Origin of the sequence: Kitasatospora sp. NPDC056446 (genome assembly GCF_042796115.1) — a bacterium.
In the GTDB taxonomy this organism is placed as follows: Bacteria; Actinomycetota; Actinomycetes; order Streptomycetales; family Streptomycetaceae; genus Kitasatospora.
Window position 1 is genome coordinate 151,771 of sequence record NZ_JBHTRF010000004.1, and the last position, 19,852, is coordinate 171,622.

21 protein-coding genes and 2 pseudogenes are annotated in these 19,852 nt (G+C 71.1%); 9 read left to right on the forward strand and 14 right to left on the reverse strand.

The features are described from left to right. Window positions 1-3 precede the first annotated feature (3 nt). Both ACFQ6N_RS04395 and ACFQ6N_RS04400 read left to right on the forward strand, forming a co-directional pair. Entirely contained in the window at window positions 4-414 is a 411-nt protein-coding gene (locus ACFQ6N_RS04395; protein ID WP_380646780.1) for a hypothetical protein, read from the forward strand. A 59-nt stretch (window positions 415-473) separates the two neighbouring features. Then, window positions 474-1,196, forward strand: a complete 723-nt coding sequence (locus tag ACFQ6N_RS04400; protein WP_380646782.1) for a hypothetical protein — start codon at window positions 474-476, stop codon at window positions 1,194-1,196. Window positions 1,197-1,575: 379 nt separating this feature from the next. On the opposite strand, the gene ACFQ6N_RS04405 is transcribed toward ACFQ6N_RS04400, so the two are convergent. From ACFQ6N_RS04405 to ACFQ6N_RS04420, 4 genes are all read right to left on the reverse strand, one after another. Then, a complete protein-coding gene (locus ACFQ6N_RS04405; RefSeq protein WP_380646784.1) occupies window positions 1,576-2,061 on the reverse strand; it encodes a SitI3 family protein in 486 nt (161 codons plus the stop codon). Between the two features lie 490 nt (window positions 2,062-2,551). Then, the gene (locus ACFQ6N_RS04410) at window positions 2,552-4,084 is read right to left on the reverse strand and encodes a caspase domain-containing protein (protein ID WP_380646786.1); all 1,533 of its coding nucleotides are present in this window, start codon (window positions 4,082-4,084) and stop codon (window positions 2,552-2,554) included. Between the two features lie 28 nt (window positions 4,085-4,112). Continuing rightward, entirely contained in the window at window positions 4,113-4,466 is a 354-nt protein-coding gene (locus ACFQ6N_RS04415) for a hypothetical protein (RefSeq protein WP_380646787.1), read from the reverse strand. Window positions 4,467-4,708: 242 nt separating this feature from the next. Beyond that, entirely contained in the window at window positions 4,709-5,062 is a 354-nt protein-coding gene (locus ACFQ6N_RS04420; RefSeq protein WP_380646789.1) for a hypothetical protein, read from the reverse strand. A gap of 355 nt (window positions 5,063-5,417) precedes the next feature. Here ACFQ6N_RS04420 and ACFQ6N_RS04425 point away from each other — a divergent pair, with 355 nt between their 5' ends. Beyond that, window positions 5,418-5,972, forward strand: coding sequence for a SigE family RNA polymerase sigma factor (locus ACFQ6N_RS04425; protein WP_380646792.1), 555 nt, complete (start codon window positions 5,418-5,420; stop codon window positions 5,970-5,972). Next, on the forward strand, window positions 5,969-6,577 hold the full coding sequence (locus ACFQ6N_RS04430; RefSeq protein WP_380646793.1) for a hypothetical protein: 609 nt from the start codon (window positions 5,969-5,971) through the stop codon (window positions 6,575-6,577). Before ACFQ6N_RS04425 ends, ACFQ6N_RS04430 begins: the two co-directional genes overlap by 4 nt. A 51-nt stretch (window positions 6,578-6,628) precedes the next feature. On the opposite strand, the gene ACFQ6N_RS04435 is transcribed toward ACFQ6N_RS04430, so the two are convergent. Both ACFQ6N_RS04435 and ACFQ6N_RS04440 read right to left on the reverse strand, forming a co-directional pair. Next, complete coding sequence (locus tag ACFQ6N_RS04435) at window positions 6,629-7,411, reverse strand: matrixin family metalloprotease (RefSeq protein WP_380646794.1); 783 nt, start codon at window positions 7,409-7,411, stop codon at window positions 6,629-6,631. 803 nt (window positions 7,412-8,214) lie between these two features. After that, the gene (locus tag ACFQ6N_RS04440; protein WP_380646796.1) at window positions 8,215-8,424 is read right to left on the reverse strand and encodes a DUF6243 family protein; all 210 of its coding nucleotides are present in this window, start codon (window positions 8,422-8,424) and stop codon (window positions 8,215-8,217) included. Between the two features lie 145 nt (window positions 8,425-8,569). On the opposite strand from ACFQ6N_RS04440, the gene ACFQ6N_RS04445 reads away from it, so the two are divergent. Beyond that, window positions 8,570-8,827: a hypothetical protein gene (locus ACFQ6N_RS04445; protein WP_380646798.1), complete on the forward strand. Its 258-nt coding sequence runs from the start codon at window positions 8,570-8,572 to the stop codon at window positions 8,825-8,827. Between the two features lie 97 nt (window positions 8,828-8,924). On the opposite strand, the gene ACFQ6N_RS04450 is transcribed toward ACFQ6N_RS04445, so the two are convergent. Beyond that, window positions 8,925-9,614 (reverse strand): response regulator, encoded by a 690-nt coding sequence (locus ACFQ6N_RS04450; protein ID WP_380646799.1) that lies wholly within the window; start codon window positions 9,612-9,614, stop codon window positions 8,925-8,927. Next, window positions 9,611-10,699, reverse strand: a complete 1,089-nt coding sequence (locus ACFQ6N_RS04455) for a sensor histidine kinase (protein WP_380646801.1) — start codon at window positions 10,697-10,699, stop codon at window positions 9,611-9,613. The genes ACFQ6N_RS04450 and ACFQ6N_RS04455 overlap by 4 nt, the downstream gene beginning before the upstream one ends. A 231-nt stretch (window positions 10,700-10,930) precedes the next feature. On the opposite strand from ACFQ6N_RS04455, the gene ACFQ6N_RS04460 reads away from it, so the two are divergent. The 3 genes and pseudogenes from ACFQ6N_RS04460 to ACFQ6N_RS04470 all read left to right on the forward strand — a co-directional run bounded on the left by ACFQ6N_RS04460 (window position 10,931) and on the right by ACFQ6N_RS04470 (window position 13,045). Continuing rightward, complete coding sequence (locus ACFQ6N_RS04460) at window positions 10,931-12,121, forward strand: alpha/beta hydrolase family protein (protein WP_380646803.1); 1,191 nt, start codon at window positions 10,931-10,933, stop codon at window positions 12,119-12,121. A 131-nt stretch (window positions 12,122-12,252) separates the two neighbouring features. Then, window positions 12,253-12,765, forward strand: a pseudogene (locus ACFQ6N_RS04465) (helix-turn-helix domain-containing protein); the annotation flags it as partial. Between the two features lie 34 nt (window positions 12,766-12,799). Further along, window positions 12,800-13,045 carry a hypothetical protein gene (locus ACFQ6N_RS04470; protein WP_380646804.1) on the forward strand — a complete coding sequence of 82 codons (246 nt, stop codon included), beginning with the start codon at window positions 12,800-12,802 and terminating at the stop codon, window positions 13,043-13,045. 164 nt (window positions 13,046-13,209) lie between these two features. On the opposite strand, the gene ACFQ6N_RS04475 is transcribed toward ACFQ6N_RS04470, so the two are convergent. The 6 genes and pseudogenes from ACFQ6N_RS04475 to ACFQ6N_RS04500 all read right to left on the reverse strand — a co-directional run bounded on the left by ACFQ6N_RS04475 (window position 13,210) and on the right by ACFQ6N_RS04500 (window position 18,751). Then, window positions 13,210-13,659: a nuclear transport factor 2 family protein gene (locus ACFQ6N_RS04475; protein WP_380646806.1), complete on the reverse strand. Its 450-nt coding sequence runs from the start codon at window positions 13,657-13,659 to the stop codon at window positions 13,210-13,212. Window positions 13,660-13,720: 61 nt separating this feature from the next. Further along, complete coding sequence (locus tag ACFQ6N_RS04480; protein WP_380646876.1) at window positions 13,721-14,080, reverse strand: hypothetical protein; 360 nt, start codon at window positions 14,078-14,080, stop codon at window positions 13,721-13,723. Continuing rightward, window positions 14,058-14,831: pseudogene (locus ACFQ6N_RS04485) on the reverse strand (AMP-binding protein); the annotation flags it as partial. The pseudogene ACFQ6N_RS04485 and the gene ACFQ6N_RS04480, both read right to left, overlap by 23 nt. A 19-nt stretch (window positions 14,832-14,850) precedes the next feature. After that, window positions 14,851-15,735, reverse strand: coding sequence for a hypothetical protein (locus ACFQ6N_RS04490; RefSeq protein ID WP_380646807.1), 885 nt, complete (start codon window positions 15,733-15,735; stop codon window positions 14,851-14,853). A gap of 318 nt (window positions 15,736-16,053) precedes the next feature. Then, window positions 16,054-17,535: an MDR family MFS transporter gene (locus ACFQ6N_RS04495; RefSeq protein ID WP_380646808.1), complete on the reverse strand. Its 1,482-nt coding sequence runs from the start codon at window positions 17,533-17,535 to the stop codon at window positions 16,054-16,056. 316 nt (window positions 17,536-17,851) lie between these two features. Next, entirely contained in the window at window positions 17,852-18,751 is a 900-nt protein-coding gene (locus ACFQ6N_RS04500) for a LysR family transcriptional regulator (protein ID WP_380646809.1), read from the reverse strand. 131 nt (window positions 18,752-18,882) lie between these two features. On the opposite strand from ACFQ6N_RS04500, the gene ACFQ6N_RS04505 reads away from it, so the two are divergent. Continuing rightward, a complete protein-coding gene (locus ACFQ6N_RS04505; RefSeq protein ID WP_380646810.1) occupies window positions 18,883-19,761 on the forward strand; it encodes an NAD-dependent epimerase/dehydratase family protein in 879 nt (292 codons plus the stop codon). The last annotated feature ends 91 nt before the right edge of the window (window positions 19,762-19,852 follow it).

Consider the following 19,852-nt stretch of genomic DNA (forward strand, 5'->3'; position numbering starts at 1 on the left):
GACATGGACGAGGTAACGCGAGAACGCCTCGGGTTGCTCTGCGGCCAGCTCGGCTGGTCATCCTTCCGTATGCTCATCGCGAGCGCCGGAGCGGAAGCCCAACTCGACGGCCTCCTGGTGTTGCTCACCGGACCTGGCGACCCCGACGACACGCTGGTCACCGAGCTGCTCGACGCCGTCGAGGACGCCTATGCCCGTCAGGGGATGAGTGGCCTGACCGCCAGGGACGGCGCTTCCTCCGGAACCGTCCTTCTCCCACCAGGCATCACCGGTCAACGCACCCTCATCGGCTGGACCTGCCCGCTCGACCGATGCAACCGGGTGGTCACCGCCGATGAGACACCGCACCCGCCGACCTGTGGCGCCCACGGACCGGACGGGCGAATGACACCCTATCCGCCGACCGGACCGTGACCGCCTTCCTCACGGCGATCAGCACAAAACTCGCCGACCGATGGGTCAACCTCCTCCTGTTGCCGGGGCTGCTTTGGACCGGAGTACTCGCCGCCGCCCTACACCTCGGGCAGCGCCACCCCTTCGCTGTCGGGCAGTTGAGTGACGGGCTTGACCGACTGGCCGCGGACCCGGCCGCCCACGCCTCGGGCACCGTCATCCTCGCCACCACCGCCGCCCTCCTCACCGCCACCGGTGCGGGGCTGCTCGGCGGGGCACTCGGCGGGGCGGTGGAACGACTGTGGGCGGCATCCACCGACCGTCCGTCAGCCGCGTGGTTCCTGCACCGGCGCCAGCGCCGCTGGGACATCGCGACCCGGGGGCTCAAGTCCGCCATCCTCCGGGCCGCCACCCCGCAGCGCCACGGCATCAATCCGGCCGAAGCGGCCAGCCTGGTCCGCTCCTTGCAGCGCCGCCGCGACCGCCTGGGTCCTGCCCGTCCCAGCCGCCCGACCCGAGTCGGCGACCGCTTCGAACGGACCTCCCAACGGCTGGCCGAGGTCAACGGGCTCGACGACACCACCGCTGTCTGGCCGCGGTTGTGGACGGTCCTGTCCGGCGATCTCCGCAGCGACATCACCGCCGCCCGCAATGCCTACGCCGCTGTAAGCAGGCTGGCCGCCTGGGGTCTGCTCTACGTCCTCCTCGGTGCCATCTGGTGGCCCGCCCTCTTCATCGGGCTGACCCTCTTCGCCACTGCACACGACGAGCCCCGGGAATCGCTGACGTCCTGGCCAGCCTGATCGAAGCCGCGGCTGACCTCCACCTCAACGATCTGGCCGCCCGGCTCGCCGTCCCCACCGGCGCGACACCGGCCGCCACCGGACACGCCATCAGCGCCCATCTGCGCCTCACCGGAGCATCGGTACCGCGGCAGGTGGCGGAGACGACCGAGAACCCCGGCAGCGCGCCGGCCTAGCTGTTCTGTCCTGCGAGATTGGGGACGCGACTGCCGAGTGGCTTGCCTGCGAGTGCTCTGGCGGGTCAGGCTCGCGCGCCATCTCGGTCGGCCCCTGCCGGCTCTCACCCGAAGCTCGCCGCCGCTGTCCCGGGTCTCCGGCCGGGGACAGCGTGTCCAGGACGGGCGAGGGACCGGGCCGAGTTCCCGGACGGCGCTGGTGGTCAGTTCTCGTCGACGAACTCGTGCGTCTGACGACGGTAGGGCTCCGAAACGCCGGCGAGGCGGTTCCGCGGCCACAAGTCGGATCGCTCGCTGAGGGTCAGGTGGCCGTCCTGGCACGCCATCCAGACGTCCTCGTAGTCGAGGTGCAGGACGGCGTCTCCGGGGACCCGCGCGAGGACGGCGTCGGCCAGGCGGATCATGTCCTCCTGCTGGCCAGAGGGGTCGGTGTCCTTGCCAAGCCGGAACGCGACCAAGACGGTCAGGGTGAAGACGCGACCGCCGATCTGCAGGTCCCCCCAGGCCGGCCTCGGCTTCGGCCTGCCTCCCATCGGGGCTGCGTGCCTACTCCACCTGCTGCTCCACTGACCGGCGGAGCGGGCTGCTCCTTCTTCACAGAGCAGGAGTTGGCCGAATCCGCGGGCTTCCCCGGCTCTACGGAGCTGGCTCTCCCCGCCCGGGTATCGACGTGGGACGGCAGCGGCCAAGCTCCTGGAGCGACGAGGGTGCGTCCGTGGGCCCGGCTGGCGGGGGGCAGTCGTGCCGGGGGGCGCGGCGCAGCTGCCCAGCCGGGCGGCCCGGTACGACTGTGGTGAGTCCGGCCTGGCGACGACGCTACGCTCCGGCCGGCGGAGGCCGCCGACAAGACTGGGCGGGCCAGTGCGCGACAGCGGGGTAGGGCTGCTTCGCCGCCCGGGTCACCGGTAATTGCGGTGTTGCCCGGGGCATTTGTCTCGGTGCGCGCGGCCCTGCGGGGCTGTGGCGGGGGCGACGAGGGCGGCAGCCGCCAGGGTCGGGAACGGGCGGCGACGCACATCGTCCTCCTCGACGACCCGGTGCAACGCCGTTGTGAGCAAGCATCGGGCAGACGGTGTGCTGGACGTGGCGCGACGTAACCCGGCCCGGTGCCTCATTTCCGCCGACCAGGATTCAGTCCCGGTAGACCAAGTGCGCGTGGAGTTTCCCGGATTGGCGCTATCAGGTGCGGGTCCTACGAGGTCGGGGCTTCCAACGTTGGCCGCCATGCCTGGCGAGGGCCTCGGTCAACTCGGCCCGCTGCTCCTTCGACAATGGCCCGAGGATGCAGATGACTACTTGAGGTGATAGGTCGCTGAGGGGTGATATGTATGGCCAAGGCCATCCCGCCGGACGCAACTTTCTCAGTGGGCGAGCGCCCCACTCGAACCGCACGGCAACCCCGGTGACCTGGTGTGGGCTGCCGGTTTGGACCTCTCTGATGGTGATTTCCTCGATCCGGTGCCATGGGTACTCGTGGCGTCCCGCGCGATCGGTGGTCGCGATGCGGCTCCGGTCAACCTCCAGAGACCAGCCTGTCGTCTCGTCGGGCAGGCGTGAAAAACTCTTCAAGTCGCGGGCTTGAAAGGCAAGCCTGATCGTGGCGACGGTTGCGCCGAACCCCAGCATCACGGCCATCAGTGAACCTGACGTTCCGGGTCCGGTTTGGACGATGCCTGCAGGGTCCAGCAGTAAGGGGATGGCAATACACAGGACCGCCATCAGTCCGAGAGCCGCCGAGAAATATGCATGGACCGGCCAGGGGATTGGCGGCCGGCGGCTCGGGTGGATGTAGCTGTACGGGGATTCCTGGCCACTCCAGGCAGCATGGAAGGCGCTGGTCGATCCACTTTGCCGAACGCCCGCATCGATCAAGGGTGCGGGAGCCCCCGAGGGCCTCTGTCCGCGGCCGGTCCCGGATGTCTCCGCGTTCCTGTCGTCGGGGTCTGCCACATCCGACGGCGGCCCGGGGTCCGCCGGTTCCTGTGGGCTGAGCGGATTCGTTGCGGTGGTCGTCGTCCCGAGGGCGTTCTTCGCCACCGGCCAGGTGCCGGCAGTGTCCGTGCCGCGCTGGTTGGGAAGCGGCAGGTTGCGGCGGATCAGCCGCTGCCTCAGCTGGGGGTACAGGTCGGCGAAGGTCAGGACGGGCGGCCCCTCGGGGATTCCGGTGCCGATCAGGTCGAGGAGTTCCCCGGTGAAAGCGGTGTGGGTACCAGGTTGCCCTGCATGGGCGATGTGGTCAGCGGCCGTGAGGGTGTAGGTGCCGCGTATGTCGGCGGTGTCGGCGAGGAATTGCCCGTCCCCCGACAGTATGTCGATGGCGCGGCCGGAGTAACAGCAGTCCAGGACAACTGCTTTGACCTTGGCGGGACTTTCCAGCAGGGCGCCCCGGATCTTGGAGTACTCCAGCCCGGTGACGTCGGGGTGGTCGGCGTCGGTGTCGGTCACTGCCAGAATGAGGTCACCGTTCGCAGTGATGGTGCCGTGGCCGACGAAGTACAGCAGGAACACACCGCGGGTGTCTCTGGCAAGGCGACGCAGTTCGCCGATCACGCGGCGGGAATCGACCGGGTTCGGGATGGAGGTGACCCGTTCATAAGGCCAGCCACCCGACTCCGGGTCCACCAGCATCTGGTGAACGCCCTGCAAACTCATCGCGGCGGCGGGTACTGGGGGGAACGACGGGTCGCGGTAGTCGGAGACACCGATCAGCACCGCTCGGGAGTCGGTTCGATCGATTCGGTCAACTCGCGGCGTCATCGCCGTTTTCCAGCACCCGGGTGATCAGTTCGACCGGATCGCTGACGCTGCGGGCATCGACGTCGACCGTACGACCGTGAGCCGTGATGGTGATCTTGACATCCGAACGCCGGGTGCGCAGCCAGGCGGTGAGCGACTGAGCCAGCATCACGCCGACACCGCCCGAACCGACGGCGACACTCAGCACGTCGAGCGCGCCCCCCAGACCCGATTCTCCGATCTCCCCGCGCACGATCTGGACCGCACCCTGCAATCCTCGCTCCGCGCGTAACCAGACAGAGAGCGAGGCCAGTTCACCGATCTCGTCACCACCCTTGATGCCGATCGCTACATCCATGGCCCTCACTATGGCAAAGACGAGGCCTTGCAGTCAGGGAGTTGGGCTCTTCGAGGTCTGCTGCCACTCCGTACCGCCGCCCTGAACCGCCCGCGAGTACGGAATCCGACACATCGAAATCTTCAGCCGGCTACACCTGCGGACGGACCAGCCGCCCCGGCCCCCGACAAAGCCACGCGCTCCTGCGGGAGCTCTGGTGTGGGCCGCACCCGGCCTTCTCACCGGCGAGGGCTGCGGGCGGACTACGCCGGATTCATGCACCCGTCCATGAATCCACCACGATGCACGGCGATCTTCTGCTCCACGGTGAGCAGTTGCCACTGTCCCTCGCATTGCTCCTTCGGGTACGTCACCCCGCCTTCCGTCATCAGGAACTCCCGGGCGGCCCGTCCGACCGGGACCGCCGCCTCCCGATAGTTGGGCTTTCCGACCAGTTGCTGAGCCAGGAACGCTGGTGTACCCGGGGTCGGGCTCGGCCAGGATGCGGCGCGCGGCCCTGCCGTGGATGTGGCGGCCGACTGGTCATCGGCTGCACACGCCACTGCGCCGCCGATGGCCGTCGCCGTCAAAACTGCGGCCGCCAGGCTGGTTCTCACGTTCATGATCGGAGAAATTAACACGCCCACGAACAGCCTCGACTCGTGGGCGGGCCCTGGCGGCAGGCCCAGCAAGCCGCGGTTGAGGTCGAACAGGTCGATGGTGGCACGGCCTCTGGGGGTGAGCGGGTGGTACTGGCCGATCGCCAGGACCAGGCGTAGGTGGTGGTGTCGGGTCCTCGGCCGTGGCGTCGATGAGCAGCGGAGTCCCCTTGTCGTTCCGGCCCGTCTTGCGGCCCCGGCGCGCCTGGTCAGGGCTCCTCTCGGAGCTGTAGCCCGGTCACCCTGCCGTTCGAACGGCACCTGTCGGGTGAAGGGAACCCGCTCGGCATCCCAGGTTGTCCAGTAGAACGACATGACGACACGACCTGCGGGAGGGACGCCGGTGCGGGACTCGCCTTCCGAACGTGAAGCGGACTTCAGCCGTTTTGCCCACGCTGTCCATCCGGCGATGCTGCGCACCGCCAGGCTGCTGACCGGGGACCCGTATGCCGCCCAGGACTTGGCCCAGAGCGCCTTGCTGCGGATCTATCTGTCCTGGGGGCGTTCCGATACGTGGGACAACCCTGCGGCCTACGCCCGCAGGACCCTTGTCAACGTCCACGCCACCTGGCGTCGCAGGCACTGGTACCGGGAGATCCCCCACCGCAGTCCCCGGGAGCGGGGTCAGACCCAGGACCCCGCACAGCGTTGGGGGGACCTGGTGGATCTGGAGCGCGCTCTTGCCGCGCTGCCGGCCGCGCAGCGCACGGTCCTGGTCCTCAGGTTCTACGAGGACCTGAGCGTGGAGCAGGTCGCGCAGTTGCTGGGGTGCTCGGTGGGGACGGTCAAGTCCAGGACGAGCAGGGCTCTGGAGCGTATCCGCGGACGGGTGGAACTGTCCGGACGTGCGAGGAGGGAGCAGGAATGAACGACTTCGAGGGCCGGGAGCGGGAAGAACTCCGTTCGGGTCTGCGGGGGCTGGCGGATCGGCAGGTTCCTGTGCCGGCGCCGGTGCGCGAGGTGGTGGAGCGTGGGCGGCGCCGTCGTCGGGTGCGGGTGGCCGGTGCGGTCACGGCCGTCGTGGCGTGCGCGGTGGTGGCGGGCGTACTGTCCTGGCCGCGGTCCGCGCCGGACGAGCACCGGTCGGCGCAGGCGTCCGCGGAACCGACGGTCTCGGCGGCGGCGTCTGGATCCGCGTCCGCACCGGCGGCGGCTCTGCTCCGCCGCGAGGTGGATCCCGCCGGTCCGCCGGCCCAGCCCGGCAGTCCGGTGCCGGGCCAGGCGTATCCGTTCGACTGGGGCGTCCATTGCGGGGCGCGGTACCTGCGGTTCTCGGGGAGGATCTGGCAGGCGCAGGGCGAGGTGTCGCTTCCGCCGGGGCTGCCGGGAGTCCACGGGCCGAACTCCGCTCCGCTGGTGGTGCCCGGCTATGTGACGGTCACCGGCGCGGACACGGCCCGGTTCGAGGCGCCCGGCTACCTTCGGGAACCGGCCGCGTTGCGGGCCGTGGCCGACGCACCGCTCTGCGCGTGACCCTGGGGCGGTGCCCGGCGGGCACCGCCCCAGGGGCGTCAACGGGGGGCGTCAACGGGGGTAGAGCTGGTACAGGACCTCGTTGTAGTCGTCGTCGTTGGGCCAGGTGGCCTGGGGGTCCTGCCAGTACAGGCAGCTGCCCGTCGAGTCGTTGTGGCCCATGCCGAAGGCGTGGCCGGTCTCGTGGCAGGCCACGGCCTGGTGGTTGGAGGTGTAGGAGTCGTTGTACCGGATCGAGACCGAGCCGTCGACGAAGTGGCTGCTCCCGTCCCCGCTGTAGTAGGTCATGGCCAGCCATCCGGTCGCACCGTAGTAGTCCTCGGACACGTCCACGCAGTGGGTGCCGCCGGAGCCCGGGCAGCCTCCGGTCGCCCGGGCGACATGGATGTTCGGGGACTGGTTCCACTCGGTGATGACCGTGCCCACGGGCCACCCGGCACCGGTGCGGTCGTTGTAGTAGATCTGCGGGTTGGTGTATCCGTTGCGTGCCCACGTCAGGGGCGGGCAGGTGCCGGCGACGTTGCTGGCGGTCCCGTACCCGCAGGACCCGCTTTCGACCAGGGAGGGACTCGCGGCGGCCGTGCCGGCCGTGCTGGGGTCGATCAGGCCTTTGACGCCTGTGGCCTTCAGCTTCTTGTACAACTCGTCGGCGCTCACGCCCGGTGCGGCCAGGTAGTGCGCACCGTGGGTGATGCCGTCCGCGGTCCGGTACTCGACGTGTACCTCCGCCGGGGCGCCTGGAGTCGGGGAGCCGGGAGTCGGGGAGCCGGGAGTCGGAGCACCGGGAGCAGGCGTCGGGGAGCCGGGAGCAGGCGTCGGCGCGGCGGGAGTCACGGGGCGCGGCCCCGGTGCGGGCCCCTCCCCCGCGAAGGCGCTCTGAGCTGGTGACAGGACGAGAGTGGCGGCCGCCAGTACTGCCGCGGCTGTTGTGACGAGAGTCCGTTTGATGAGCATGAGTCCCCCTCTGTATCCGAACATGTGTCCGGGCCGAGAGGGATCCTTGCACGCACGGATCGCAGCGCCGGGGCCGTTCGGCAACTTGGCCGATTCTCGGAGTGCGGCGGTATCCGCGACGGCGCCACACATTTGAGGAAGGCCCAGCTCGCGGCTCTGGCCGATAAGCGTCTTGCCAGCCATATCCGTTTATAGGGATGCGGCTCGGTGCGTTTTTACCGCGATCCCATTTCGGCCAGACCTTCGGCGGAGAAGCGGTGACCACGGGACGCCTGGCCGCGTAGGCGAACCTGGTCCTGGTCCGACTTCCGTGGCTCAACCTCTACGGCCACCTCCTCAAGGAATCCGCCGACCAGGCCGTCAACGCCCTCGACCAAGCCCAGGCAAGCCGGCTTGCCGAACACGGTCCGACCGCCCACACACCACACCTGACCAGCAAGAAAAGTGGATCGCCCCTCACAATTCCGCGAGGGGCGATCCACATCACCGGAAACCAAAACAGCCGGTCAAACCGATATTCCGTCGGATCGACCGGCCGCATTGCGTCGGTTGAACGGCTGAGACGCGGGTGGTCGGCCGAGAGCTCGGCGGGACCGGCCGCGCCCGGTACGGCAGCAGGGCTCGGACCGCGCGTCGCGGTCCGAGCCCTGCCCCGTGCGGTGCCGCGCTCCGGCGGCGGTGCGTCAGCCCTGTACGGTGTCGCCGCCCGCCTGCCCGGCGCCCTCAGCCGTTCCTGCCTTCTCGCGCATCCTGCGCACCAGCTCCGCCTTCTGGTCGGCTGCACCCTGGCGGTCGAGGTTGCGGTGCGGACCGTTGTTCTGCCGTTCGGCGCGGGACTGCCTCTTGCGCTGGCCGCCGCCCATGCCCACGGGGTTGTTGATGTTCTTGCTCACGGTCGTGGGTTCTCCCGGTGGTGAAGTGAAGTGAACTGAAGTGATCTACGGATCCATCGGTGGGGGACGGGCCGCGACGTCGAAGGACGTCAGCAGGGGCCCATCACGCGCTCACTCGTAAATCGGCGTCTCGAAGAACATGGCAATGACGTTACCCGGTTCCGTCGGCCCTGCGCACCAACCCGCCCCCGCCCCCGCCCGCGCCCGGCTCGCTGTCTACCCCGGCGACGGATTCGGGATCTTCGACGGCGCCCGCGTCGAAGTCGAGGGCTACCGAGGGGGCGAGACGATCACCGGCGACCGTGTCCGGCTCTTCCACCGGGCCTTCGAGCGCCTCCGCGAGTCCGCCGTGTACGGAGACGACGCCCGGGCCGTCATCACCACGGCCCCGCGGACCGCCTGAGCTCCGACCGCCGCTTCCACACCCGCGAAGGACAACCCGCGAAGGACAACCCGCGAAGGACACCCCCCGATGGTCTGCCGTCCCGGCCGGTGAGGCGTCAGCCCGGGGACGGGAGGTTCCCACCCGCGGTGACCACGCCCGTCTCATAGGCGATGACGACCATCTGGGCCCGGTCATGGGCGTGGAGCTTGGCCAGGAGCCGCCGGACGTGTGTCTTGACGGTCGCGATGCTCAGCCCCAGGTGCTCGGCGATCGCGGGGTTGGGCAGTCCCCGGGCCACCAGTCGGAGAACTTCCCGTTCCCGTGGGGTCACGCCCGCCAGCTCCCGGGCGAGTCGCGGGTTCGGTTCGTGGCGTCCGGCGAACTCGCGGATCAGGCGGCGGGTGACCGCGGGCGCGAGCAGGGCGTCGCCGGAGGCGACCACCCGCAGGGCTGTCAGCAGGTCGGCGGGGAGGATGTCCTTCAGGAGGAATCCGCTGGCTCCGCCGCGCAGTGCCGCGTACACGTACTCGTCGAGGTCGAACGTGGTCAGGACCAGCACGCGGGTGCCGACGGCGTCCGGGTCCGCGCAGATGCGCCGGGTGGCCTCCAGGCCGTCCGTGCCCGGCATCCGGATGTCCATCAGCACGACGTCGGGCCGCAGCCGCAGGGCGAGTTCGACGGCCTGCTCGCCGCTGACGGCCTCGCCTGCGACGGCGAGGTCGGGCGCGCTCTCGATGAGCAGGCGGAAGCCCGTCCGCAACAGCGCCTGGTCATCGGCGATGAGGACCCGGACCGGCCGGTTCACCGTGCTGCCTCCGATCCGCAGGGCAGCCGCGCGTGCACCCGGAATCCGCCCGTCGCCAGGGGGCCGGCGGTGAGGGTCCCGCCGCACATGGCCGCCCGCTCCCGCATCCCGACGAGTCCGTGCCCGCCGCCAGGACGCCAGGGCGGGAGCCGGGGCGGGAGCCGGGGCGGGAGCCGGGACGGCGCGTCGTTGACGACCTCGATCTCGACCGCCTCGGGCCCCACCCGGGACAGGCTCACCCGGCAGTCCGCCGATCCCGCGTGCCTGACGACATTGGTGAGGGCTTCCTGGACGATCCGGTAGACCGCCAGTTCCACACCCGGGGGGAGCGGTGGATCCGGGTCGACGGACAGCTCCACGCGCGGACCCGCGCCGTCCGCGAGCGCGGGCAGGTCCGCCAGACCGGGGGCGGAGCCCAACTCGGCCCCGTCACCGGGTGATCGCAGAACGCCGAGCATGCGGCGCATCTCGGTGAGCGCCGTCCGGCCCGCCGTCCCGACCAGTGCGAGGGTCCGCTCGGCCTCCTGCGGGTTGGTGGAGGCCACCGCACGGGCCACCTCGGCCCGTACCGCGATGACCGTCAGATGATGGGCCACCACGTCGTGGAGCTCGCGGGCGATCCGCAGGCGCTCGTCCGTCACGGCCTGCCGGGCGGCGAGTTCCGCGTACGACCGCTGCTCTCTGAGCGCGGTGCCCACCAGCCAGGGCAGGGTCATCATCGACGACGCGAAGACGACGCCCCACGCGACCCCGGAGGCCGGGACCGCTCGCGGTCCGAGGGCCATGGCCGCCGCGACGGCGCCCAGCGAGCAGCCGAGCGCCATCGCGGACCGGCGCCGCGGCTCCCGCGCCGCCACCGTGTACAGGGCGGCCCCGACGGGGACCCAGGACTCCTCCCATCCGGTGAACACCATCGCGAGGACCGCTCCGGCCAGGACCGTGTACAGAACCCGGACGGGCCGTCGACGCCGTACCGCGACCGGCAGCCAGACCGCCGCCGCCACGGCTCCCGCGCCCCAGCCGCCGTTCCGTGTCTCGCTCACGCCGAACGCCAGGGCGAGGAGCACGGCCGCGACCGTGTCCACGCCGTGCCACTGTCCGTCCCCCAAACGTCCGGCCACCAGCGGCCGTGACTCCCCGTCACCCATGCCGGCCACGCTATCCAACCGGGGGCCCGGGGCCCGTCAGTCCGGAGGACGTCATCCCCCGGGCTGAGTCATCCGCGCGGCTGATGCCCGTCGTACCCTCCTGGGCTGACACCGGGTTCCTCCCCGGGGGCGAAGCCGCCGGGGCCCATCGGCCGGGACAGTGGAGCCATGAATCGGAGAACACTGCTGTCCTCGGGCGCCGCACTGGCCGCCGCCATGATCACGGGTCCGCTCGCGCCGGAGGCCCTCGCGCGACCGGGGCAGGAGGAACCCGTGCGGTTCCGGCTGCCCGCCCCGAACGGGCCGTACCCGCCGGGCACGGTCGCACTGCACCTGGCCGACCCCGCGCGGCCGGACCCCTGGGTGCCCTCCCGCCCCTGCCGTGAGCTGATGATCAGCATCTGGTACCCCGCCCGCGGCCGCACGGCCCGCCCCACCGTTCCCTGGATGCCTCCGGCGGCGGCCGACCGGTACCTGGCCCTCGTCGGCCTGCCTCCCGGCCGGGTACGACTGGGAGGCACCCACGGCCACGAGGGCGCTCCCGTCGGCGGCCCACCAGGCCCCCTGCCCGTCGTGCTCTACTCGCCCGGCGCCAACGCGTCACGGTCGTTCGGCACCGGCGTCGTGGAGGACCTCGCCAGTCACGGCTTTCTGGTGGTCACCGTCGACCACACCTACGACGCGGCGGCGGTCGCCTTCCCCGGCGGACGCGTCGAGACGAGTCCGCCGGGCGGGGTCAGCGACTACGCCAAGGCCCTCGCGGTCCGTACCGCCGACATCCGCTTCGTCCTGGACCGGCTCGCGGTCCTCCGCGCGGGCGGCCACCCCGGCGTCTGCCGCACCCCGCTGCCGACCGGCCTGCGCGGGGCGCCCGACCTGCGGCGCGTCGGGATGCTCGGCCACTCCCTGGGCGGCGCCACCACCGCCGCGACGATGCTCACCGACGGACGGATCACGGCGGGCATGAGCCTGGACGGGGGCGCGGCGGGCCCGGTGGTGGACGCCGGGCTCGACCGTCCGTTCCTGGTCGTGGACACCCCGGGCAAGGGCAGCATGGAGAACAACCCCGCCCTGCGCGCGTTCTGGTCGCGTCTGCGCGGCTGGCGCCTGCACCTGACCGTACGGGGAGCCGCGCACCAGTCGTTCGGCGACGACGAGCTGATCCTGCCGCTGATCGCCCCTCTCCTGGGGATGCCACCGGCCGACCTGGAGGACGAGGTCGGGACGATTCCCGCGCACCGGGCACAGGCGTTCCAACGTGCCTACCCGCGAGCCTTCTTCGACCTCCACCTCCGCGGCCAGGGGCGGCTGCTCGACGGCCCCTCCCCCGACTTCCCCGAGGTCGACTACGCCCGGTGAACGCCTTGGCGCCCGACCCGTCCGTCCGGGAGTCGGGCATCGAGCGGGCTTCCCGGTGCCCAGCCGTAGGCACGGGCGTCGTCGCCGGCCGGCGGTTGCGTGCCGAAATGCCGTCTTGGCAACCTGGGCTCATGGACGAGCAGAGGCGAAACGACGTGCTGGCAGCCGTCGGCCCCCGGCTGCGGGAACTGCGGCGGCGCAAGGCACTGACGCTGGCCGACCTGGCGGCCCACACCGGGATCAACGAGAGCACGCTCTCGCGCCTGGAGAGCGGGGCGCGCAAGCCGACCCTGGAACTCCTGCTGCCGCTTGCCGAGCTCTACGACGTCCCCCTGGACCAGCTCGTCGGCGCGCCCCGCACCGGCGACCCGCGCATCCATCTGCGTCCGGTGAGCCGCGACGGCATGACGTACGTCCCGTTGAGCCGCCCCGGCGGCGTCCAGGCGCACAAGCTGCTGATCCCGCCGACGCCCGGACGGGAGCCGGAGCCGCGCACCCACGAGGGGTTCGAATGGCTGTAGGTGCTGTCCGGACGGCTGCGCCTGGTGCCGGCCGATCAGCGCCTGGTCCTCAGGGCCGGTGAGGCGGCCGAGTTCGACGCCCACGTGCCGCACTGGCTCGGCTCGGACGACGACCAGGTGGTGGTTGCAGACGCTCGGTCACAGCAGGAGGGCCGCGGTGCGGGTGCCGCAGTTCAGCTCGGTGTTCGACGTCCTGCCCGGTACGGCTCTGGTGGCGACGATCCCGCGGCGGCTCGCGGAACTGCGGGCGGTCACCGATCCGCGGGTGCGGTTGGTCGAGGCGCCGGAAGGGTTCGACGCGTTTCCGTACGGGATGGTGTGGCACGCGCGGCTGGACCGCGACCCGATGCACTCCTGGTTGCGCGACACGATCCGCGCGGCGGCACGGGATCTGGGCCGCTGACGGTCGCGCTCGGGTTCGTCGGCCCGGAAGTCCCGTGGGCCCGGCAGCAGTTCCGCTGCCGGGCCCACGGTGTGCGGGGCGCCCCTGACATCCTCGTCGCGTGTCGGCCCTCGGTCGAAGGGGACCCGAGGTCGTCGCGGGTGCCCAGTGCCCGGGATGACGGGTCAGTGCGCGCTTGCGGGGACGTCGCCGAGGCCCTGTGTCCAGCCGCGTTCCTGGCTTCGCCGGGAGATCCGCCAGCCCGCCGGTGTGCGGGTGTAGTCGTCGATGTACCACATGCCCAGCAGCGCGAGCCGCGGATCGCCGTCCTCGGCCGGGAAGCCGAGGGCGTTCAGGCACATCACCCGTCCCGTCGCGCGGTCGCCGTCGAAGCGGATCTCCGGGTTGGCGATCAGGTGCTGGCACGCGGTGAACCGCGCCATGCTCGTCGCGAGGAACTCCTTCATCTCGGCACGGCTTCCGGCGATGGCGCCGAAGGTCGTGTAGTCGATATGGGCGTCGTCGGTGAATATCCCGTCCAGGGCGTCGAAGTCCTTGCCGTCGATGGCGGTCGTGTACGCCACCAGCAGCTCCTGGATCTCCAACCGGTCGGAGATTTCCTGAATGTCGAGCACTTTGACCTCCTGGGATGTTGCCATGGTTCACGGACCCCGCACCCGGGACGAGCTGCCGTCGTCATATCTCCTGGAGCCCGGCGTGGCCGGCTTGCTCACGGAGCCGGTCCTTTCGGACTTTCCCGGAGCCGGTGAGGGGTAGTTCGACGGACCGGAGCCAGCGCACCGGTGTCTTGTGGGGAGCCAGCCGCGCGCGGCAGAAGTCGTGCAGTTCCGTCGCCGTGGGTGGCCGGCCGGGTTCGGCGGGCACGAGCACGGCGACGACGACCTCCCCCCAGGTGGGGTCCGGCAGGCCGATGACGGCGACGTCGCGCACCTTCGGGTGGGTGAACAGCACCCGCCCGGTGGTCCTGGGTCGCGGTGAGCACGAGCTCGGGGTCGAACAGCCGGCACAGCACGTAGGAAGCTCGTCGGTGGGCACTGCCGAGCACCCCCATGGCGCAGCCGGCCGTGTGGAACAGCGGCGCGGCCGACGCCAGAGTGCCCCGCTCGGGCAACTGCGCCCGCTCGATCATGAACTTCGCGTTGGTCACCAGCCCGCGGTGGTGCAGGACCGCTCCCTTGGGGACCCCGGTGGTGCCGGAGGTGTACTGGATCTGGGCGGCGTCACCGGGGCGTACCTCCGGCAGCGGCCCGCTGCCCTGATGGGCACGCACGGTCGTCTGCCAGTCCGCGAAGCAGAAGGTCGTCCTGAGGTCCGGGAGCCCGTGCGCGGCGTCCCGGGCGATCGCGGTCATGTCGCTGCCGCGGAACGCCGCGGTGTGGAAGAGCCCGGCCGAGCGGGACTGCCCGAGTACGTGGCGCAGTTCCGCTGCTCTCAGCGCCGGGTTGGCGGTCACCAGCACCAGGCCGGCCAAGGCCGCGCCGTACTGGAGGATGATCCATTCGGGGATGTTGGGAGCCCAGATCGTGATCCGCTCGCCCGGGGAGAACCGGGCCAGCAGCCAGTGCGCGCACTGCTCGGCCTCGGCCAGCAGTCGCCGGTAGGTCCACCGGCGGTCGGTGCGGTCGGCCCCGGACGGCGACGGGGTGTCCGGCGGTGCGGCCTCGATCAGGGCGGTCCGGGATCCGGCGTCCCGCGCGGCCTCCCGCAACAGGTCTCCGCCGGTCAGCTCCAGCACCGGTGCGCCGGTTTCGGCCGGCCAGTACGACTCCGTCAAGATGTTCGGCATGTTCGTGAGCCGCCCCGCGCTAGGCGACCGAGGCGAACGGAGCGGCGTCCGCGAGCGCGGTGCCGGGGAGCGCGCCGCGTGGCGCGGCGGCGTCCGCCGTGCCCAGGCACTGTCCGCCGGCGAACAGTCCCAGTTCGTAGTACACGGTGTGCTCGTCGTAACCGCTGACCGCGATCCCGATGTCGTAGGCGCGGGGGTAGCGGACCTCCCCGAGGTAGTTCACCTGGTAGCGCCAGGGGAGGAACCTCGGGAGCCTCCCGGCGGAGCCGTCTCCCAGCAGGCCGTGTGCGTGGGCCGCGATCGCCTCGTCGTACCAGCCGAGTTGGGCGATGTAGTTGACGTGCAGGTTGTGATCGACGTCCCCGACGCGGGCGTGGACGGTCACGGTGTCCGGGTAGTACCGCCGCTCGCCGCGGCGCGGATCGGGTTTCACCGCGGCCGCCGCACCGGTTTCCGGCAGGCGCAGTTCGTCGAGGTCGGCGCGCAGCTCGTCCGGCAGGGCGATCGTCCCGGACTCTCCCGCGAGCACCATCGTGCCCTCGGCCGTGGCGACGAGCTGCCCGTCGGCGAACATCCCCTGACGGTAGGTGTACGAGGACCGCCCGATCGCACGCATGCCGGTACCGATCCGGACGGTCTCGCCGGTCCCGCCGAAGGCCGTCCGCCGTTCGACACGCTGACCGACGAACAGGAAGCGGAACGGCCCGAATCCGCCTTCGGCCACGAGCTTGTGGAAGCGCGCGAAGCGCAGACCGACCAGCGGTTGCTCGAACAGGCGCGACAGGGCCACGGTGCTCGTCGTGCCGTCCGGCGCGAGGTCGTCGAACCGTTGCGCCACCTGCCGGTGGTCGGGAAAGTCGTCCTCGGCCGGGAAGGCGGCGGCGGACTGTCGGTCGATGGTCACCATGGTTCCTTTCGAGAGGGTCGCCAGGCCCCGGGCGGGGGCCGCGACCCGTGGATCAGCGCGCGGTCCTTGAAGGCGCGGTCCTTGAAGGCGGGGACGGCGAGGGGGTCGGCGAAACGCACCCCGGGGACCGCCGCGGCAACGCCGGACGTGCCGGCCGCGGTTCGGCACGAGCCGGCGTCGTGCCCAGCTTCCACCGCCGGCCGGGTCGTCACCAACGCGAGTTGGGGATCTCCCCCATGCACCCGGCGCATGACACGACGGGGAAACGCTCACCGGCCCTGGACCGAGTGGGATCCGCTCGGTCCAGGTGTCCGGTCAGGCCCGTTCGGATGCCCGGCCGTGCTCGGAGGCCTCGGTGCCGGACCCGGTCGGAGCCGGCTCGGGCCTTCCCGGGAGGAGGAGGCAGACCGGGACGGCGATCGCGGTGAGGACGACCGACCACCAGAAGGCCTCCTGGAAGCCGCCGACCGTCGCTTCGCCGGAGTGCGCGCCGGCGGCGGCGTGCTGCAGCACGACGGCGAGGACCGCCGTCCCGAACGAGCCGCCGAGTTGCTGGGTGACGCGGATGAGGATGCTGGCGTGCGGGATCTCGTCCCGTCCCAGGCCGGCGAAGCCCGCTCCGCCCAGCGGGATCATCGCCGCTCCCAGCCCCATGCCCCGCAGGAGCAGCACGCCCGTCAGGAGGATCTCGCTGGTGTCGGCGGTGGCGAAGGCGAACGGGACGGTGGCGAGGCAGGCGACGAGCAGCGAGACGACCGCGACCGGGCGCGCGCCGAACCTGTCGGTGTACTTCCCGGCGATCGAACGGGACAGCAGGGTGCCCACGCCCTGCGGGATGAGCAGCAGGCCCGCGCCGAGCGCGTCCGTCCCCCTGACCTGCTCGAAGAAGAGCGGCAGCAGCAGCATGGTGCCGTAGAGGGCGGCGCCGGCCAGTACCAGCACCACCGAGGACGAGGCGAGCGGCCGGTGCCGCAGGAGCCGGATGTCGACCAGGGCGCGTGCCCGGCGACGCAGGGCCCAGGCGACGAAGGCGAGGACGAGGACCAGGCCGGCCAGCAGCGGGGCCAGGACCCGGGTGCTGTCGAGGCCGGTCGTTCCGTCGAGGCGTGAGAGGCCGTAGACGATCGCTGACACGCCGGGTGACAGCAGCAGGAAGCCGACGACGTCGAGTGGCTTGCGGGCGCTCGGTTCGTCGGCCGGCAGGTTGCGCCAGGCCAGCCATGCCCCGACGACGCAGAAGGGGATGTTGATGGCGAACAGCCAGCGCCAGGTGCCCAGGTGCAGGATGACGCCGCCCAGGACGGGCCCCAGGATCGGCCCGAGCGAGGTGGGCACGGTGATCAGGGACATCAGCCTGCCGATGTTGCGGCCGCCCCCCGCCTGCATGATCAGGGTGGACGTGAGCGTCATCATGAACCCGCCGCCGATGCCCTGGAGGACGCGGAAGGCGATGAGGCTCGGTGCGCTCCAGGCCAGGGAGCACAGGATCGATCCTGCCAGGAAGACGCAGAGCGAGACGATCCACAACCGCTTGCCGCCCAGGGCCGACTGGGCCCACGCGGCGATCGGCATCGTGACGGCGAGCGCGAGCAGGTAGCCGGTGCTGACCCACTGGATGGTGTTCAGCGACGTGTGGAGGTCACGGCCGAGGTCGTTGATCGTGACGCTGAGGATGGTGGTGTCGAAGACGACCGCCAGCGCCCCGACGATGATGGTGACGGCGACCCGCCGTACGTACGGATCCATGCGGTTCGGGTCGCCTGCGGGGGCGGACCGGGTATCGGTCGCATTGCCCATGAAGCCCTCCTGGGCCGAAATCGAAGCATTGGTTGGCGCGCACACGCAGCGACGGAATGCGTTCATCGCGCACGGAACGTCACGGACGGCACTCCGGGATCGGTGTGCTGCGCCACTCGAAGGACGAACGAACGCCGTTCGTCGCGAACAGCGTACGTCACGATCGCGCGAGCGCCAACCCCGTCCACCCCACATACGCTGGACGTACGTTGTTCGTGACGAACGAGGTCCGCCCCTCTGGGCCATGGACCGCCCCGGCCTGCCCCGCGAGGAGAGAGGTCCCCTGCCGGAGGGTCCGGCAGGGGACCTTCTCCGTTCAGAACACGCGGTCCCGCCGGATGTGGTGCGGAATCAGGTCGAGGAAGGCGTGCAGCGCCCGCGTCGGCGGACGCGTCGCGGAGGCGACCACGCTGAGCGTCCAGGCCGGTCGGGCGTCCTCGAGGGGGACGGTGCGAACGGCGTCGCCGGCCGTCGCGGCGAACTCCGGGGGCAGCAGGGCCACGCCCAGGCCGTGCGCCACGTAGTCCGCGATCGTGGTGATGTCCGAGACCTCGATGAGGACCCGCCGGGTCAACTCCTCCTTCGTGAACGCGTCGTCCACGATCTGGCGCTGCCCGAAGCCGGCGGGCATGTCGACGAAGGCCTCCCCCGCGATGTCTGCGAGCCGCACGCTCCTCCGGCGGGCCAGTGGGTGACCGGCCGGGACGAGCAGTTGGACCTCGTACCTCTTGATGGCCGTCGAACTGAGGTGTTCGTCCTTGATGTCGGCTCCCACGAAGGCCACGTCGACATGGCTCTCCTTGATGCGTTCGATCAGCCCGAAGGTCCCCCGCTGGGAGGTCTCGGTGCGCAGCCGGACCCCGGGGTGACGGCGGTGGAAGTCACCGGCGAGGGCGGGTACGTCGATCACCGTCAGCCCGCTGAGGACGCCCACGGTGAGGCTGCCGCGCAGCCCCGTGGAGAGCGGTTCCACCGCCGCCCGGGCCCGGTCGAGTGCCTCGATCGCGGTGCGCGCCTCGGGGAGGAAGGCCGATCCGGCCTCGGTCAGTCTGACCGACCGGGTGGAACGGAGCAGCAGTTCGGCCCGGAGTTCGTGCTCCAGGGCCTTGATGCCGGCCGAGAGCGTGGACTGGGTGACGTGCAGTCGCTGGGCGGCGCGCGTGAAGTTCAGCTCCTCGGCGACGGTGATGAAGTACTCCAGCCGCTTCTGATCCACGCCCACCCTCATTCATCGACATATCCGATTGGCCATTCGAAAACATTCGTTGGACACGATAGACGCGACGGGCGACCGTTGTCGTGCGGGCCAACGCCCGGATCGGAAGACGTCAGCGAAAGAGGAAGACCATGCGTGTACTGCTCACCGGCGGCACCGGCTACATCGGAGCCGCGGTGCTCGACCGGCTCGTCTCCGGCGGCCACCAGGTCACCGCCCTGGTCCGCTCGGCCGAGAAGGCCGAGCAGGTGCGGGCCAGGGGCGCCGAACCCGCGGTCGCCGACCTGGCGGACCACGACGCCCTGACGGCACTCGCCACCGCGAGCGAGGGCGTGATCCACCTGGCGTCGCCGGGTGACGAGACCAGCATGAGCGTCGACGAGGTGGCCGTCGTCAGTTTCCTGCGCGCGCTCCGGAACACGGACCGGCCGTTCGTGCACACCACCGGTGTCTGGCTGCACGGCAGCGGTTCGGCGATCACCGAATCGTCCGGGATGAACCCCCCGCGGCTGACCGCCTGGCGAGTGCCGATCGGCGAGCTCGTGCGCGACGCGCAGGGCGTGCGGACCTCGATCATCGCGCCAGCCGTGGTGTACGGCCACGGCGGCGGTCTGCTGAACCTCGTCGCCGCCGGCCCCCGCACCTCCGGCGACACCCCGGCACTCACCATGATCGGTTCCGGTGAGCAGCACTGGAGCACCGTGCACGTGGACGACCTGGCCGAGCTCTACGTGCTCGCGCTGGAGAAGGCCCCGGCCGGTTCGTACTTCCTCGGCGCCGGCGGTGCGAACCCGACCGTACGGGAGATCACCGAGGCGGTGAGCCGCTCCGTCGGCCTGGCCGGACGCGTCGAGCCCGAACCCGTCGTGCAGACGCTCGACCGGCTCGGCCTGCTCGGCGAGGCCCTTCTCCTCGACCAGCGGGCTTCGGGCGACACGGCCCGGCGCGTCCTGGGCTGGGCCCCCTCGGGACCGTCGGTCCTCGACGACATCGCGCGTACCCGCTTCTGAGACGAACCCGTGCCCCGGGCCCCGCCGTAGCCGGGGCCCGGGGCACGGGCTGCCGGGCCGACCGAGGCCCGCCCGGCCGCAACCCTTCCTG